The 13,635-nt window shown below is 73.5% G+C and carries 14 protein-coding genes; 10 read left to right on the top strand and 4 right to left on the bottom strand.

Translation table 11 applies throughout. The features are described 5' to 3' along the window. The first annotated feature begins 277 nt into the window (after positions 1 to 277). The 8 genes from C4U03_RS02815 (at position 278) to C4U03_RS02780 (ending at position 8,293) form a co-directional block, all read left to right on the top strand. Positions 278 to 2,185 carry a vWA domain-containing protein gene (locus C4U03_RS02815; RefSeq protein ID WP_103935990.1) on the top strand — a complete coding sequence of 636 codons (1,908 nt, stop codon included), beginning with the start codon at positions 278 to 280 and terminating at the stop codon, positions 2,183 to 2,185. Between the two features lie 3 nt (positions 2,186 to 2,188). After that, positions 2,189 to 3,598: an extracellular solute-binding protein gene (locus C4U03_RS02810; RefSeq protein WP_103935989.1), complete on the top strand. Its 1,410-nt coding sequence runs from the start codon at positions 2,189 to 2,191 to the stop codon at positions 3,596 to 3,598. A 116-nt stretch (positions 3,599 to 3,714) separates the two neighbouring features. Further along, the gene (locus C4U03_RS02805) at positions 3,715 to 4,338 is read left to right on the top strand and encodes a hypothetical protein (RefSeq protein ID WP_200826986.1); all 624 of its coding nucleotides are present in this window, start codon (positions 3,715 to 3,717) and stop codon (positions 4,336 to 4,338) included. Between the two features lie 3 nt (positions 4,339 to 4,341). Beyond that, positions 4,342 to 4,959: a hypothetical protein gene (locus C4U03_RS02800; protein ID WP_103935988.1), complete on the top strand. Its 618-nt coding sequence runs from the start codon at positions 4,342 to 4,344 to the stop codon at positions 4,957 to 4,959. Positions 4,960 to 5,153: 194 nt separating this feature from the next. Next, positions 5,154 to 6,560: an aldehyde dehydrogenase family protein gene (locus C4U03_RS02795; RefSeq protein WP_103935987.1), complete on the top strand. Its 1,407-nt coding sequence runs from the start codon at positions 5,154 to 5,156 to the stop codon at positions 6,558 to 6,560. Positions 6,561 to 6,587: 27 nt separating this feature from the next. Then, positions 6,588 to 7,217 (top strand): LysE family translocator, encoded by a 630-nt coding sequence (locus C4U03_RS02790; RefSeq protein ID WP_103935986.1) that lies wholly within the window; start codon positions 6,588 to 6,590, stop codon positions 7,215 to 7,217. Between the two features lie 47 nt (positions 7,218 to 7,264). After that, positions 7,265 to 7,843: an MBL fold metallo-hydrolase gene (locus tag C4U03_RS02785; protein WP_103935985.1), complete on the top strand. Its 579-nt coding sequence runs from the start codon at positions 7,265 to 7,267 to the stop codon at positions 7,841 to 7,843. A gap of 30 nt (positions 7,844 to 7,873) precedes the next feature. Beyond that, complete coding sequence (locus C4U03_RS02780; protein ID WP_103935984.1) at positions 7,874 to 8,293, top strand: YkvA family protein; 420 nt, start codon at positions 7,874 to 7,876, stop codon at positions 8,291 to 8,293. On the opposite strand, the gene C4U03_RS02775 is transcribed toward C4U03_RS02780, so the two are convergent. From C4U03_RS02775 to C4U03_RS02765, 3 genes are all read right to left on the bottom strand, one after another. Continuing rightward, positions 8,238 to 8,567: a DMT family transporter gene (locus C4U03_RS02775; protein WP_103935983.1), complete on the bottom strand. Its 330-nt coding sequence runs from the start codon at positions 8,565 to 8,567 to the stop codon at positions 8,238 to 8,240. The two genes, C4U03_RS02780 and C4U03_RS02775, sit on opposite strands and share 56 nt — an antisense overlap. 89 nt (positions 8,568 to 8,656) lie before the next feature. Then, positions 8,657 to 9,520 (bottom strand): LLM class flavin-dependent oxidoreductase, encoded by an 864-nt coding sequence (locus tag C4U03_RS02770; RefSeq protein WP_103935982.1) that lies wholly within the window; start codon positions 9,518 to 9,520, stop codon positions 8,657 to 8,659. Positions 9,521 to 9,625: 105 nt separating this feature from the next. Continuing rightward, positions 9,626 to 10,759, bottom strand: coding sequence for a helix-turn-helix domain-containing protein (locus tag C4U03_RS02765; RefSeq protein ID WP_103935981.1), 1,134 nt, complete (start codon positions 10,757 to 10,759; stop codon positions 9,626 to 9,628). Between the two features lie 130 nt (positions 10,760 to 10,889). On the opposite strand from C4U03_RS02765, the gene C4U03_RS02760 reads away from it, so the two are divergent. Together C4U03_RS02760 and C4U03_RS02755 are read left to right on the top strand one after the other, a co-directional pair. After that, positions 10,890 to 11,687, top strand: a complete 798-nt coding sequence (locus tag C4U03_RS02760; RefSeq protein WP_103935980.1) for a class II aldolase/adducin family protein — start codon at positions 10,890 to 10,892, stop codon at positions 11,685 to 11,687. Positions 11,688 to 11,911: 224 nt separating this feature from the next. Then, on the top strand, positions 11,912 to 12,814 hold the full coding sequence (locus tag C4U03_RS02755; RefSeq protein WP_103935979.1) for a helix-turn-helix domain-containing protein: 903 nt from the start codon (positions 11,912 to 11,914) through the stop codon (positions 12,812 to 12,814). Positions 12,815 to 12,829: 15 nt separating this feature from the next. On the opposite strand, the gene C4U03_RS02750 is transcribed toward C4U03_RS02755, so the two are convergent. Next, the gene (locus tag C4U03_RS02750; RefSeq protein ID WP_103935978.1) at positions 12,830 to 13,597 is read right to left on the bottom strand and encodes an enoyl-CoA hydratase; all 768 of its coding nucleotides are present in this window, start codon (positions 13,595 to 13,597) and stop codon (positions 12,830 to 12,832) included. Positions 13,598 to 13,635: the final 38 nt, after the last annotated feature.

Genomic DNA, 13,635 nt, shown 5'->3' with positions numbered 1-13,635 from the left:
AGGCCGAGCGTATGGCGCACCGCGCATCACCGTCCTGGTTCCCGCCGGGTCCGCACCACCGGAGGGCGGCCCATGGGTTACTTAACAGGTCCCGGCGGCCGGACTCCAGAGGTCCGTTCCTTGTCTGCCGGATCGTGATGCGGGGGCACGGCCGGAACGCGGCCGGAAGAGGCCACGGTTTTTCCACGGTCCGGATCGATCCGCAGATGGTTTAGGGGTAACCGTGGGAACACATTCGTAATCCCCCGGCGGGTCCCGGGCGGCGAAAGGGATCGGCATGACGGACGAGCAGCCCCGTCAGCAGCCTCGCCGGCAGCGCCGCGGCCGCAGCCTGCCGACCCTGGTGGTGCTGCCGCTGGTGCTGCTGTCGGTCTGGATCGACCAGGGCGTCATCAAGGTGCACTGGCTGATCGCGACCGCGGTGATCGCCGCCGTCATCCTGCTGGAGGAGTTCCGGCCGTCCCTCCCCGGCTGGCTGCCCCATCTCGAGCAGAAGGCGCGGCGGCGGTACGGCTCCGCCGCGGCCGCGGTGGTCATCGGCGCGGCGGTGGTGTTCAGCGGCTGGACGCTGGCCGGCTGGAGCCAGACCCGGCTGTCGGCCTGCGAACCGCCGGCCGAACTGCGGGTGATGGTCGCCACCGAGATGCTGCGGACCATGCGCGCCAAGGCCGAGGAGTTCGCCGTCGAGCAGGCCGAGGGCGTCCGCTGCCGGCCGGTGCACGTGACGGTGTTCGCGGCCCCGCCGATGCGCCCGCTGGTCGAGGCGTTCAGCAACCACAACGGCTGGCTGGACCAGAACCCCGAGCGTTCGCCGCTGGCCGGCATCGGCCCACGCCCGGACCTCTGGCTGGCCTCCGCCAGCGCCGTCGCCGAATACGTGACCGAGCCCGGCGTCAAGGGCGGTCGCTGGGTGAGCACGGAGGGGCACCCGACCGTGTCGGCGGCCTCACCGATCGTGCTGGCGGTCTCCACGGCAGCCGCCAAGGCGGCCGGGACGCCGGCCGGCGGGACGCCGGACAACTGGGAGGAGGTGGTCGAGTGGGCGGGCGATAAGGGCGTCACGCTGCTGCGGCCCACTCCCGATACCAGTGACGTGGCGATGGTCGCCACGTCCGTGCTGTACGAAGCGGCAGCCAACGACTCGGAGGAGCACCACCGCCGCGAGCAGCGGGTCAGCCCGCCGGACACGCCTCTGACCGGCGTCGACCAGATGCTGTGCCACGTGCGTGAACGGCTGGCCGACGACCGGCCCTACAAGGTGGCGCTGATGGTGCCCGAGCACTCGCTGGCCGCCTACAACCGGGGCGAGCCGCTGGGCGGGACCTGCGCCCGGCGGCTGAGCCGTGCGGAGGCGGCCGACTACCAGCTGGAGGTGGTCCGTCCGCGCCGCACCCCGCTGCTGGACTACAGCACCGTCCAGATCGCCTGGGACGACGAGCAGGACGCCGAGCGCAGCCGGCTGGTGACGGCGTTCCAGGCCTGGCTGGCCGCCCACGGGCGGCGGCTGGGCCCGGGCTTCGAGCCGCCCGGCGGCTCCGGCACGGCCACACCGATGAAGAAGCACAACCTGGAGACGACGATCAGCCAGATCAACGCGACCCGCCGGGCCCGCACGCTGCTGTTCGCGCTGGACCGGTCGGGGTCGATGAAGGCGCCGGTGACCGGGGGCACCGCGATCGGCCGGGCGCGCGCCCTGGTCCGCGAGGCGACGGGCTGGCTGGGCGACAACGACCAGGCCGGGCTGTGGGCCTTCCCCAGCGGCGGGGACGGGCGCGAGCCGGAAGTCCTGGCTCCCCTGGCGCCCACGGAGGAGGCGGTGTCGACCCTGCCCGCCGGGCTCGGCGGGCTCGAAACCGAGGGGAGCACCACACCGCTGCACCACGTCATCGTGCGAGGTCTCCAGGAGCTGCGTGAGAAACCCAACGAGGGCTCACTGGTGGTGCTGACCGACGGCGACAACGATGCCGGCCGGCACGCCGACGAGGACCTGAAGGCACTGCGCACGGAACTGCGCGAGTCGAGGGATCCCCGCGTGTACCTGGTGGTGGTGGGCGAGCGCGGCTGCGACAAGGCGTTGAAGGACCTGCTGGCCGGCTCGCGACGGGCACGCTGCCTGCCGTTCGGCGCCTCCACCGACGCCCGGCAGGTGGTGAACGACCTGTTCACGAACATATGGAAGGACTGAGCGGTGTTCTCCCGCGTTCCCCGCCGCATCTGCGACGACGTCAACATGTGGCTGGCCGTGGCCGCCGGGCTGGTGGTGTTCGCCGCCCTGGCCGGCTGGCCGCTGCGCCCGGCCGCGCGGCTCGACTGCGCCGGGAACACGGTCCTGCAGGTGGCCGGGGGCCGCGACGTCAGCATCGACCACCAGCAGCGGGCCATCATCGACTCCTGGGACGGCGCCGGCCCCGCCGCCGAATACGCCGAACTGGTCGAACTGCCCCCGGTGGCCGACCAGCAGCACAGCCAGATGCTGGCCTGGGCGCGCTCGCGCGGCTGCCCGGCGGTGGACGTGTACATCCTCGACACCCAGTGGATCCCTGAGTTCGCCCGCGGCGGGTACATCGAACCCATCTCCCCCAACGACGTCGACATGGGCGACGTGCTGCCGAACATACGCAAGGCGGTGGAATACGACGGCCGGACGTGGGCGGTGCCGTTCAACGCCGACGCGGCGCTGCTGTACTACCGCACCGATCTGGACATCGAGAAGCCGCGGACGTGGTCGGACCTGTGGCAGCAGGCCCAGCGGTTGCTGATGGACGACGACAACGGCCTGAGCAGTGGCTACGCGCCCCAGTTCGGCGAGTACGAGGGCATGACCGTCAACGCCCTGGAACTGATCTGGGCCGCCGGGGGCGACCTCATCGACCGGCACGGGCAGGTGACGGTGGACCGCGAGCCGGTGCGTCGCCTGCTGGAGACCCTGCTCGGCCAGATCGGCGACGAGTCCCCCGCCGGCCAAGAGGACGGCGGGCGCCCGGTGATCGGCCGCAGTGCGCTGGACCACTTCGAGGCCGACAGCATCAAGGCGTTCGCCGACGGCCGGGTGGCGTTCATGCGGTCATGGCCGTACGCCTACGCCAGGCTCGCCAACAACGAGTGGATGGGCAGCTCCGACAAGTCGCTGAAGTTCGCGGTCGCCGAGCTGCCCGGCTCCGAGGACGGCAGGCCCGGGCGCAGCGTGCTCGGCGGCCAGAGCCTGGCCATCGACGCCCGTTCCCCCCACAAGCGGGCCGCGCTCGCCCTGATCCGGCATCTGGTCTCCGAGGAGTCCCAGCAGCGGCTGTTCTCGTGCGGTGGGTTCGCGCCCGTGCTGCGGCGGGTCTACCTCAGCCCCGAGCAGTGCCCTTCGACCGACTCCGACCGGAAGGTGGTGCGCCGTCTGCCCGACGAGCAGGTGGGCACGCTGTTGCGCGCGGTCGAGACCGCCCGTCCCCGGCCGGCCTGGCCGTACTACACCGAGGTCAGCCGGGTGCTCAGCAGGGGCCTGCGCGACTGCCTGAGCGGGCTGCGGGGATGCGACTCGCCGGCGGGTGTCGCCGCGTTCACCGACGAACTGGCCGGCGAGCTCACCGTGGCGATGCGCGGTCGCTGACCGGCACTGGCCGAAACCCCGGTTCCGGACGCCGGGAGACGGCCCGCCGTTTCGACGCCGCGGCAGCGGGCATCGGGCGGTCATCGCATTTCGACTCACGTCCGGAGGCAGACATCATGTCGACCGCCCTGATGGTCGTCATCGCCGTCGTGGTCGTGGCGCTCGTGGCGGGGGCCGGGTACCTGCTGTGGACCCGGCAGCGCACGCAGCGGCTCCGCCGCCAGTTCGGCTCCGAATACGACCGCACGCTGGAGCGGCACGGCGACCGTGCCGCCGCCGAGCGCGAGCTGCGCGCCCGCCGGGAACGGCACCAGGAACTCGATCTGAGGCCGCTGGACCCGCAGCGGCGCGAGCAGTACCGCGAGCAGTGGACCCGCGTGCAGGAGCGGTTCGTCGACACTCCCGAGACCGCAGTGGGGCACGCCGACGAGCTGGTGACGCAGGTCATGGCCGAACGCGGATACCCGACGCACGACTTCGAGGAGCGGGTGGCGCACCTGTCGGTGGAGCACGGGCGCACGCTCGACCAGTACCGGCGCGGCCACGAGATCAGCGTGCGCGCCACCGACGGGCAGGCCTCCACCGAGGACCTGCGCCAGGCGATGGTGCACTACCGCGCGCTGTTCGAGGAACTGCTGGCGGCGCCGGACGGGGAGCACCCCGAGACCGCGCCCGAGCGGGAGCGCGTCTCGGTGCCCCACGAGGCACAGCACCGCGACACCGCGCACCGGGAGGGCTGACCCATGCCGACCCCCCCATGGCGCCGGCCGGAGGCGCAGCAGGGCGGCGACCGCGCCGCCAACGGGAACGCCCCTGACGAGAACCCCCTCGACGGGCGGGCCGGCGGTGAGCGGACCGCCGAGCAGCGGACCGACGAACGCGAGGAACGGGCCAGGGCCGCAGGGACCGGGGAGGCTGACGTGACCGACGTCCGCGTCGCCGGGCCGCCGCCCGCCCCCGTACGGCAGACGGGCGAGTTCCGGCAGCAGCCGCGGACCCCCGAGGCCGAGGGCGAGGCGGCCAACTCGACCCCGGCCAACTCGACCCCGGCCGCCTCGGCTCCGGCCACCGCGCCCGTTCCGCGCCAGGCGCAGCCGCACGACGAGCCGCCCGAGCGTTTCATGGACCAGGACACCGCGGCCCGGCTGCGGGAGCGGTGGCACGAGGTCCAGGCCGGGTTCGTCGACGACCCGCACGAGGCGGTGCGCAAGGCCGACGAGATGGCCTCCCAGGCGCTCACCGCCCTGGGCGAGTCGCTGCGCGAGCGCTGGCAGGCGGTCGAGGGCGGCGGCGACACCGAGCAGCTCCGGCTGGCCCTGCGCCGCTACCGCGACTTCCTGGACCACATGCTCAGCATCTGACCTCCAAGGCCCACGGCCGTCCGCCGCACCCACCACGCCCGCGGCGGGCGGCCGTGTCGTTTGCCCCGGTCCGCCGCCCAGCCCGGGGCGGCACGGGCTGTGCCGCCGTCCTCTCCTGGCCGCCGGGACTGGTGGCCCACGCTCCGGCAGGCCATACTGAACGACGTTCGGTCGGCGCGAGGAGGTAACGAACGGTGAGCGACTTCACGATGACGATCGCCGGTGCGGGCGTGACCGCACCCCAGACCTTCGGGGTGGTCAACCCCGCCACCGGCGCCGAGCACGCCCAGGCGCCCGACTGCTCGCCCGAGCAGCTGGAGGCGGCGATGTCCTCGGCCGCCGAGGCGTTCACCGAGTGGCGCAAGGACGAGCAGGCCCGGCGCAAGGCGCTGCTGGCCGCCGCCGACGCGCTGTTCGCCTCGGCGGGCGACCTCGCCCCGGTGCTCACCGCCGAGCAGGGCAAGTCCCTGCAGGACGCCACCATGGAGGTCATGGGCACCGGGGTGTGGCTGAAGTACTTCGCCGAGCTGGAGCTGCCCCGCGAGATCGTCCAGGACGACGCCAACGCCTTCGTCGAGGTGGTGCGCAGGCCGATGGGCGTGGTCGCGGCCATCGCCCCGTGGAACTACCCGTTGCTGCTGGCCGCCTGGAAGCTCGGCCCGGCCCTGCTGGCCGGCAACACCGTCGTGCTCAAGCCCTCCCCCTACACCCCGCTGGCCACCCTCAAGCTGGGCGAGCTGCTGCGCGGCGTGCTGCCGCCCGGGGTGTTCAACGTCATCAGCGGCGGCGACGCACTGGGCGCCCAGATGACCGCGCACCCCGTCCCGCGCAAGATCAGCTTCACCGGCAGCGTACCGACCGGCAAGAAGGTGGCCGCCGCCGCCGCGCCCGACCTCAAGCGGGTCACCCTGGAGCTGGGCGGCAACGACGCGGCGATCGTGCTGGAGGACGCCGACCCGGCCAAGGTGGCCGACCGGCTGTTCGGCGCCGCGTTCATGAACAACGGGCAGGTCTGCTCGGCCATCAAGCGCGTGTACGTGCCCGACGCCCTGTACGGCGACATGGTGGAGGCGCTGGCGGCCAAGGCCCGCTCGGTCAAGGTCGGCAACGGCATGGACGAGGGCGTGGAGTACGGCCCCATCCAGAACAAGCCGCAGTTCGAGCGGGTCTCCGAACTGGTCGCCGACGCCCTGTCCCACGGCGCCAAGGCCGCGGCGGGTGGCAAGCCCATCGACGGCCCCGGCTACTTCTTCCAGCCCACCATCCTCGCCGACATCAGCGACGGCACCCGCATCGTGGACGAGGAGCAGTTCGGCCCGGCGCTGCCGGTGGTGCGCTACTCCGACGTGGAGGACGCCGTCGCCCGCGCCAACGGCACCCCGTTCGGGCTGGGCGGCTCGGTGTGGGGCACCGACCTCGACCGCGCCGCCGAGGTCGCCGGCCGGCTGGAGTGCGGCAGCGCCTGGGTCAACACCCACCTGGCGCTGGCCCCCAACCTGCCGTTCGGCGGCTTCAAGTGGAGCGGCATCGGCGTGGAGAACGGCCCGTGGGGCGTGTACGGCTTCACCGAGGTCCAGGTGGTCTACCGGGCCAAGGGCTGACCGTTACCGGCCCTAACATGGGCTTTCGTGCCTGATCTTCTCCTTCCGTTCCTCGGCGTGGTCGCCGTGCTGACGGTCACGCCGGGGCCGGACATGCTGCTGGTGCTGCGCAACGGGTTGCGCAGCGGGCCCCAGGTGGCCTGGTTCACCGGCCTCGGCTGCTGCCTGGGCATCTCCTGCCACGCGGTGGCGGCCGTGCTGGGGCTGTCGGCCGTGCTGGCCGCCTCCGCCACCGCCTACACGGTGGTCAAGGTGGCCGGCGCGGTCTACCTGGCCTATCTGGGCGTCCGGATGGTGCTGGCGGCGGTGCGCAAGGACGGCGGCGGGCCGGACGTGCCGGTGGCGGCGGGCGTGCTGCGGCGGGGCGAGGCGTTCCGGCAAGGGCTGCTGACCAACCTGCTCAACCCGAAGATCGCGCTGCTGTTCCTGACCCTGCTGCCGCAGTTCGTGGGGTCCGGCGAGCCGCGGCTGCGGACCACGGCGCTGCTGGCGCTGGTGTTCCTGGCCATCGCGGTGGCGTGGTGGCGGCTGTTCACGCTGGCGCTGCGCCCGGTCTCCCGGCTGCTGCGCGGCGAGCGGGCGCGGCGGACGCTGGACGGGGTCGCCGGCGTGCTGCTGCTGGGCATCGGCGCCCGGGTCGTCCTGGAACCCCGTTAGCACGTGCCGGCCTGGACGGATCCCGCCTTCGGGGGTTTCATCGAAGGGTGCCCGTAGCGGTCCTGCTCGGCGTGGGGACGGCGCGGTCGCCGAGGTTCGCACCCGCCGGCCTGCTGGTCGAGTACGGCCATGTGCGGGTCGGCCTGGACGGGGGTCCGGGCTCGGAGCCTCCCGAGAACGTGGACGCCTGGCTGGTGCGCGACGAGGACGACCCGCTCCAGCCGGGACGGGTGAGGCTGGCCGCCGAGGAGGGCATGGCCAGGCCGGTGACCGGATCGTTCCACCAGGGAACGCTGCATGTCGAGCCGCTGCCGGTGCGCTGCGGCGAGCGGCGGATGCACGGTTACCGGATCGCCGTGGGGCGACGCGTCGCCGTGTGGGCCCCGGAGTTCACCGAGTTCCCGCCCTGGGCGGAGGGCGCCGACCTGGTGTTCGCCGACGCCACCGCGTGGGACGCGGGGGCGGAGGGGACCGGCGCGCCGGCCTCGGTGCCGACCGTCCGGTGGCTGGGCGTCCGCCGGCTGGTCTTCGCCCGTCTCGGGGAGGCGGCGTACGGGGCGGTGGACTCCGGACGGGCTCCCCCGTTCGGGGAATGGGGCGAGGAAGGACGGAAATACCGGATCTGAGCACGCCCCCGACCCCCTGGGAGACCGGACATGCACTGGCTCGGCATCGTGGCGCTCCTCGTCGGCGCCATCCTGGCCTTCGTGGTCAGAGGAGACCTCACCCCGGCCGGCTACCTGGTGATGGGCGCCGGCGCCGTCCTGCTCGCCGTCGGCGTCTGGCGCCTGGGCCGTGCCCGGCGCCGCACCCGCGCGGCCGGCGGCCCGGACACCGGCTACCGCACGGGCACCGGCAAGATCGCCGCGATGATCGCCGCCGCCGTCTACATCGTCTCGCCGCTGGACCTCGTCCCGGACGTGTTCCTGCCGGTCGGCGTGGTGGACGACGCCACCGCGTTCGGCTGGCTGGTCTTCGCGCTGGGCCAGGAGATGGCCCGGCGCTCCCGCGGCCGGCGGCTCAGCCGTGGGTCATCCCCCCGCCCAGGTTCATCACCACCACCCCGGCCACGATGATCGCCGCCCCGGCCACGGCCACCGGCCGCACCGGCTCACCGAACAGCAGCACCCCGCCGGCGAACGCCCCGATCGTGCCCAGCGCCGACCAGATCGCGTACACGGGCCCGACGTTGAGCGAGGTCAGCGCCTTGGCCATCAGCATGAACGACACCAGGTAGCCCACCACGACGATCGCCGAGGGACCCCACTTGGTGAACCCCTCCGAGGCTCGCAGCGACAGCGTTGCCGTCACCTCCGCGACGATCGCCAGTCCCAGCAGCACGTACGGCATCGCAGGCCCTTCACTCCGCGTCCCCACCGACCGGATCAGCATGCCAGAGCCGGGCGAACGCCCAGGATCTCACCCGGGTCGCCGGGAGGTCAGGCGCCCCGGCTGGTGGCGACGGCCGCGAAGACCTCGGGGTCGGCGTCCCAGTCGGTGCCCGGGCGGGGCCAGTGGACGACGATGTCGGTGACGCCGAGTTCGGCGTAGCGCCCGGCAAGGTCGGCGAACGCGCCGGGCGACTCCAGCCAGGGCTCGTCGGTGAAACCGGTCAGCAGCAGCCGCCGCAGCGTGGCCGGGTCGCGGCCCTCGGCGCCGCACGCCTGCTCCAGCCTGCCGGTCAGGTCGGCGACGACCCGGTCGGGGGCGTCGGAGCCGGGGACGTTGGCGGTGGTGACCCAGGTGTCGGCGAACCGGGCGGCCAGCCGCATACCGCGTGGGCCGTTGCCCGCCAGCGCGAACGGGACGCGAGGACGTTGCACGCAGCCGGGTGCGGTGACGACCTCCTGCGCCGAGTAGTACGTGCCCTCGTAGGTGGTCTCGGGCCCGCGCAGCAGGCGGTCCATCAGCTCGACCCATTCGGTGAACCGCCCGGCGCGCTCACCGGGGGACCAGTGGTCGCCGCCGAGCACCCCGCTGTCGGAGGTGCGGCTCAGGCCCCCGGCGCCGACGCCCAGGGTGAAGCGCCCGTCGCTGATGTCGTCGATGGCGCGAATGGCGTGCGCGGTGGGGACGGGATGCCGGAAGTTGGGCGAGGTGACCAGGGTGCCGAGCCTGATCCGGGAGGTGACCGACGCGGCGGCCGCCAGCGTGGCATAGCCGTCGAACCACGGGGTGTGCCCGCGCCAGGCGATGTGGTCGTACACCCAGGCGTGGTCGAAGCCCAGGTCCTCGGCCTGCCGCCACAGGTCGCGGCTTTCCCGCCAGGACTGGACCGGCCACATCACCACGCCCACGCGCATGGACGTCCCCCTCTCATCGGCTCACCCGGGGATCCCATCACATCGCCGGCGGCCGACAAAACGGGCGGAGTTCCGCGGGTCGGCGCAGCCGGTCAGCACAGCCGGTCAGCGCAGCCAGGCGTGCAAGGCCCACCACCAGTGGGCGGAGTGCGAGACGGCGTTGCCGCCCTCGGCGACCAGGGGCCTGCCGGTGAGGTCCTGCAGCCGGCGCAGCCGGTACTTCACCGTGTTGGGGTGGACGTGGACGGCGGCGGCCGTCGGCTCGATGCGGCCGCCGTGGTCGAGATAGGCCAGCGCGGTCTCGGCCAGTTCCCGGTGGAAGGGGTCCCCCGGCACCAGCCCCGCCAGCAGGTCGCCGGCCAGCAGGCGGCCCAGGACGGGTTCGGCCGCGGTGGCGGCCATCAGAGCCAGCCCGGTGAGGTGGTGCAGCCCGTCCAGCCCGTGCGGCAGCGCCGCCCGCAGCGCCCGCAGGGCCAGCTGGTACAGCTCGGCGACGTCGGCCGGGCGCGCCGCCGGGGAGGCGACCAGCAGCGGGGTGCCGGCGGGCAGCGCGGACGGGCCGGGCAGCCGAGGCACCAACGCCGCCAGCCGCCCGTCCACCAGGCCCGACAGGCCCGCCTTGGCCGGGCCGCACAGCACCGGCTCCAGCCGCTGCGCCAGCGCCGGGTCGCTGATGTCGCTGACCACGCAGTGGTACGGGACCGACGGATCGAGCGGTGCGGGCACCGCCACCGGCTCGCCGTGCAGCAGTTGCCGCAGCATCTGGACATGGCCCTCCCGCGTGGTGCGGGCCAGCTCCAGCTCGGTGACGCGGTGGGCGTGGACCATGCGGTGCACCAGCGCGGTGGTGATGGCGTCGATCCGGGTGACGCCCTTCAGCAGCACCTCGGCGGGGATCCCCCGCGTCAGCCCCTCGTCGATGAGCGCCCGGACCAGATGGGAGCGTCCGGCCTGGAAACCGTCGAGCAGCGCCGCCACCGGCACGCCCTGCCGCGCCCGGTCCGACCCCAGCCGCTCGGCCGCCCGCAGTGCTTCCTCCCCCGGCTCCCCGCCCTTGGCGAGCGCGTCGATGGCGCCTTCCACCAGCGCCCGGGTGTGCCGCCGGGTCTCCTCCTCGGGCAGCTCGGCGACCAGCGGCGACCTGCTGCGGGCCGCCCTGACGGTGGCCTCCAGCAGCGCCGGGTCGCGCGCCTGCTCGTGCAGCAGTTCCCAGAAGCCGGCCGCCCGCTCCGGGTCCACGTCCGCCTCCCTCACCACCGGTTGTCCCGCCCGGACAATGACCCGCGTCACGTTTGGGTCCGCCCAGCCTAGGCGACGGGCCACCGAATGAGGTTTGGTGTGGGGGAGACGAACACGAAGGGTTCACCGGATGTCCGACGAAGAAGAGTTCCTCGACAAGCTTCCCCCCCAGGACCTGATCTTCAGGCTGCCCCCCACGTTCGACAACGTCGCCGACGAGCGGCGGCACCGCAAGGAGCGGCTGACCGCGGCGCTGCGCATCTTCGGCAAGTTCGGCTTCGAGGAGGGGGTGGCCGGCCACATCACCGCCCGCGACCCCGAGCGTCCCGACCACTTCTGGGTCAACCCGTTCGGCATGTCGTTCAAGCACATCAAGGTCAGCGACCTGATCCTGGTCAACCACGAGGGTAAGGTGGTGGAGGGCCGCTACCCGGTCAACGAGGCCGCCTTCGCGATCCACTCGCAGGTGCACCAGGCCCGGCCGGACGTGGTGGCCGCCGCGCACAGCCACTCCACCTACGGGCGGGCGATCTCCGCACTCGGCCAGAAGCTGGAGCCCATCACCCAGGACGTGTGCGCGTTCTACCAGGACCACGGACTGTTCGACGACTACACCGGCGTCGTCACCGACCTGGAGGAGGGCAAGCGGATCGCCGCCGCCCTCGGCGGGCACAAGGCCGTCATCCTGCGCAACCACGGGCTGCTGACGGTGGGCGACAGCGTGGACGCCGCCGCCTGGTGGTTCATCACGATGGAACGCTCGTGCCAGGTGCAGCTGCTGGCCAAGGCGGCCGGCCAGGTGGTGCCGATCGAGCACGACAACGCCGTGCTGACCCACCAGCAGATCGGCAACGACCTGGTCGGCTGGATCAACTACCAGCCGCTGTACGACCAGATCGTCCGCGAGCAGCCCGACCTGTTCGACTGACCCCCGCGCCGCCGGCGGCCGGCCCCCTCCCCTCCGGTCTCCCCCGGGCCTGGATCCGGTGAACCGCGCCGCACCGGATCCGGGCCCGGCGGGCCCTTTTCCCGCCATTCGGGCCGCCCCTTCGAAAACCCTTCAAAGAATGACATTCGGTATCCGGACGGGCCTCCGGCCGGCGTGAGAGGCTGAAATTTCTATCGCACATCCGAGATCCGCGGAGGGCGGAGATGGGCGGACAGGGACGGCCGCGCGGCCCGGCCGGCGGGACCGCGCCGCCCCGGTGGCCCGGGCCGACCGCGGCGCGGCTGCTGGTGGGGGCACGGCTGCGGCGGCTGCGCGAGGACGCCGGGGTGACCTGCGAGGACGCCGGGAGGGCGATCCGCGGGTCGCACTCGAAGATCAGCCGTCTGGAGCTGGGCCGCACCGGCGTCAAGATCCGCGACCTGGCCGACCTGCTCACCCGCTACGGCCTGGCCGACGAGGCCGAGCGCGCCGAGCTGTTCGCCCTGGCGCACCACGCCAACGAGCCGCCCTGGTGGGGGCGGTACGCCGACGTGGTGCCGTCCTGGTTCGAGCACTACCTGGGGCTGGAGCAGGCCGCCTCGCTGGTGCGCTGCTACGAGGGCCAGTTCGTGCCCGGCCTGCTGCAGACCCGTGAGTACGCCCGCGCGACGATCCGCCTCGGCCACCCCGACGAGCCGCCGTCCCGGATCGAGCGGCGGGTGGAGCTGCGGATGGCGCGCCAGGCCCTGCTGCACCGGCCCGGCGCCCCCCGGCTCTGGGCGGTCATCGACGAGGCGGCGCTGCGCCGCCGGCCCGGCTCGGCCGCGACGATGCGGGCCCAGCTCGCGCACCTGATCGCGATGACCGAGCTGCCGCACGTGACCGTCCAGGTCGTCCCGTTCAGCGGCAGCGGCCACGCCGCGGTGGGCGGGCCCATCACCATCCTGCGGTTCGCCGAACGCCGACTGCCCGACCTGGTCTATCTCGAGCAGCTCACCAGCGCGCTCTATCCCGACCGCCCGGCCGACCGCAACCACTACACCATGGTCATGCACCGCCTCGCCGTCGAGGCCGAGCCGCCAGAGGCCTCGGTGCCGATCCTGCGCCGGGTCCTCGTGGAGACCTGAGCGGCCCTCCCCCGGTCACCGGGGGCCGGCGAAGCGGGCGGCGAACTCGGTGATCTCCGGGTGGGTGGCGGACTCGGCCTGGGCCCACGACTCGAACTCGATCACCGCCTCCAGGTCCCCCCCGGCCGCCAGGCGCACCGCCTGCTTGATGTCGCGGGCCAGCGCCGGGCGCAGCCGGGCGTGCCGGCGGGCCAGTTCCAGCGCCGCGGCGGCCGGGTCGGCGGCGATCGACAGCACCAGTCCGCGCTCGGCCGCCTGCTCGGCCGACAGCGCCCCGCCCTCCAGCAGCAGCGCCAGGGCGCGCTGCGGGCCGAGCTCGCGGGTGAGGAAGTAGGTGCAGCCGCCGCCGGGATGCAGGCCGATCCGCGAGAACGTGGCGGCGAACCTGGCCTCGGGCCCGGCGATGCGGATGTCGCAGCACAGGGCGAGGTTGAGCCCGGCCCCCACGGCGGGCCCCTGCACCGCGGCGATCGTCGGGATCGCCAGGTCCCTGAGCACCAGGAAGCTCTCGTAGTACGAGCGCAGGCCCTGGCGGATCTCGCCGACCGGCCGGCCCGGCTCACCGAACAGCACGGGCAGGTCGGCCCCGGCGCAGAAACTCGTCCCCTCGGCCGCCACCACCAGGACGCGGGCGTCGGCATCGTCGCGGACCGACGCCACGGCCGCGATCAGCTCCTCGCGCATCACGGTGCCGAGGGCGTTGCGCCGGTCCGGGTCGGCCAGGGTGATGCGGCGCACTCCCTCGTGCGGGGTGTCGAGCCGGATGGTCTGCCACGCGGTCATGTTCGGCCTCCTCGGGTCGCCGGGCGCGCCGTTCGGAA

Origin of the sequence: Thermomonospora echinospora, from assembly GCF_900108175.1 — a bacterium.
In the GTDB taxonomy this organism is placed as follows: domain Bacteria; phylum Actinomycetota; class Actinomycetes; order Streptosporangiales; family Streptosporangiaceae; genus Thermomonospora; species Thermomonospora echinospora.
The sequence above is the reverse complement of the archived record's forward strand: the minus strand, read 5'-3'. Positions and strand labels throughout refer to the sequence as shown.

What these genes read in the sequence shown, in the direction of transcription:
- C4U03_RS02815 (WP_103935990.1), top strand. Translation starts at nt 278, where the DNA reads ATGACGGACGAGCAGCCCCGTCAGCAGCCTCGCCGGCAGCGCCGCGGC.
- C4U03_RS02805 (WP_200826986.1), top strand. Translation starts at nt 3,715, where the DNA reads ATGTCGACCGCCCTGATGGTCGTCATCGCCGTCGTGGTCGTGGCGCTC.
- C4U03_RS02800 (WP_103935988.1), top strand. Translation starts at nt 4,342, where the DNA reads ATGCCGACCCCCCCATGGCGCCGGCCGGAGGCGCAGCAGGGCGGCGAC.
- C4U03_RS02780 (WP_103935984.1), top strand. Translation starts at nt 7,874, where the DNA reads ATGCACTGGCTCGGCATCGTGGCGCTCCTCGTCGGCGCCATCCTGGCC.
- C4U03_RS02775 (WP_103935983.1), bottom strand. Translation starts at nt 8,567, where the DNA reads ATGCCGTACGTGCTGCTGGGACTGGCGATCGTCGCGGAGGTGACGGCA.
- C4U03_RS02770 (WP_103935982.1), bottom strand. Translation starts at nt 9,520, where the DNA reads ATGCGCGTGGGCGTGGTGATGTGGCCGGTCCAGTCCTGGCGGGAAAGC.
- C4U03_RS02760 (WP_103935980.1), top strand. Translation starts at nt 10,890, where the DNA reads ATGTCCGACGAAGAAGAGTTCCTCGACAAGCTTCCCCCCCAGGACCTG.
- C4U03_RS02755 (WP_103935979.1), top strand. Translation starts at nt 11,912, where the DNA reads ATGGGCGGACAGGGACGGCCGCGCGGCCCGGCCGGCGGGACCGCGCCG.
- C4U03_RS02750 (WP_103935978.1), bottom strand. Translation starts at nt 13,597, where the DNA reads ATGACCGCGTGGCAGACCATCCGGCTCGACACCCCGCACGAGGGAGTG.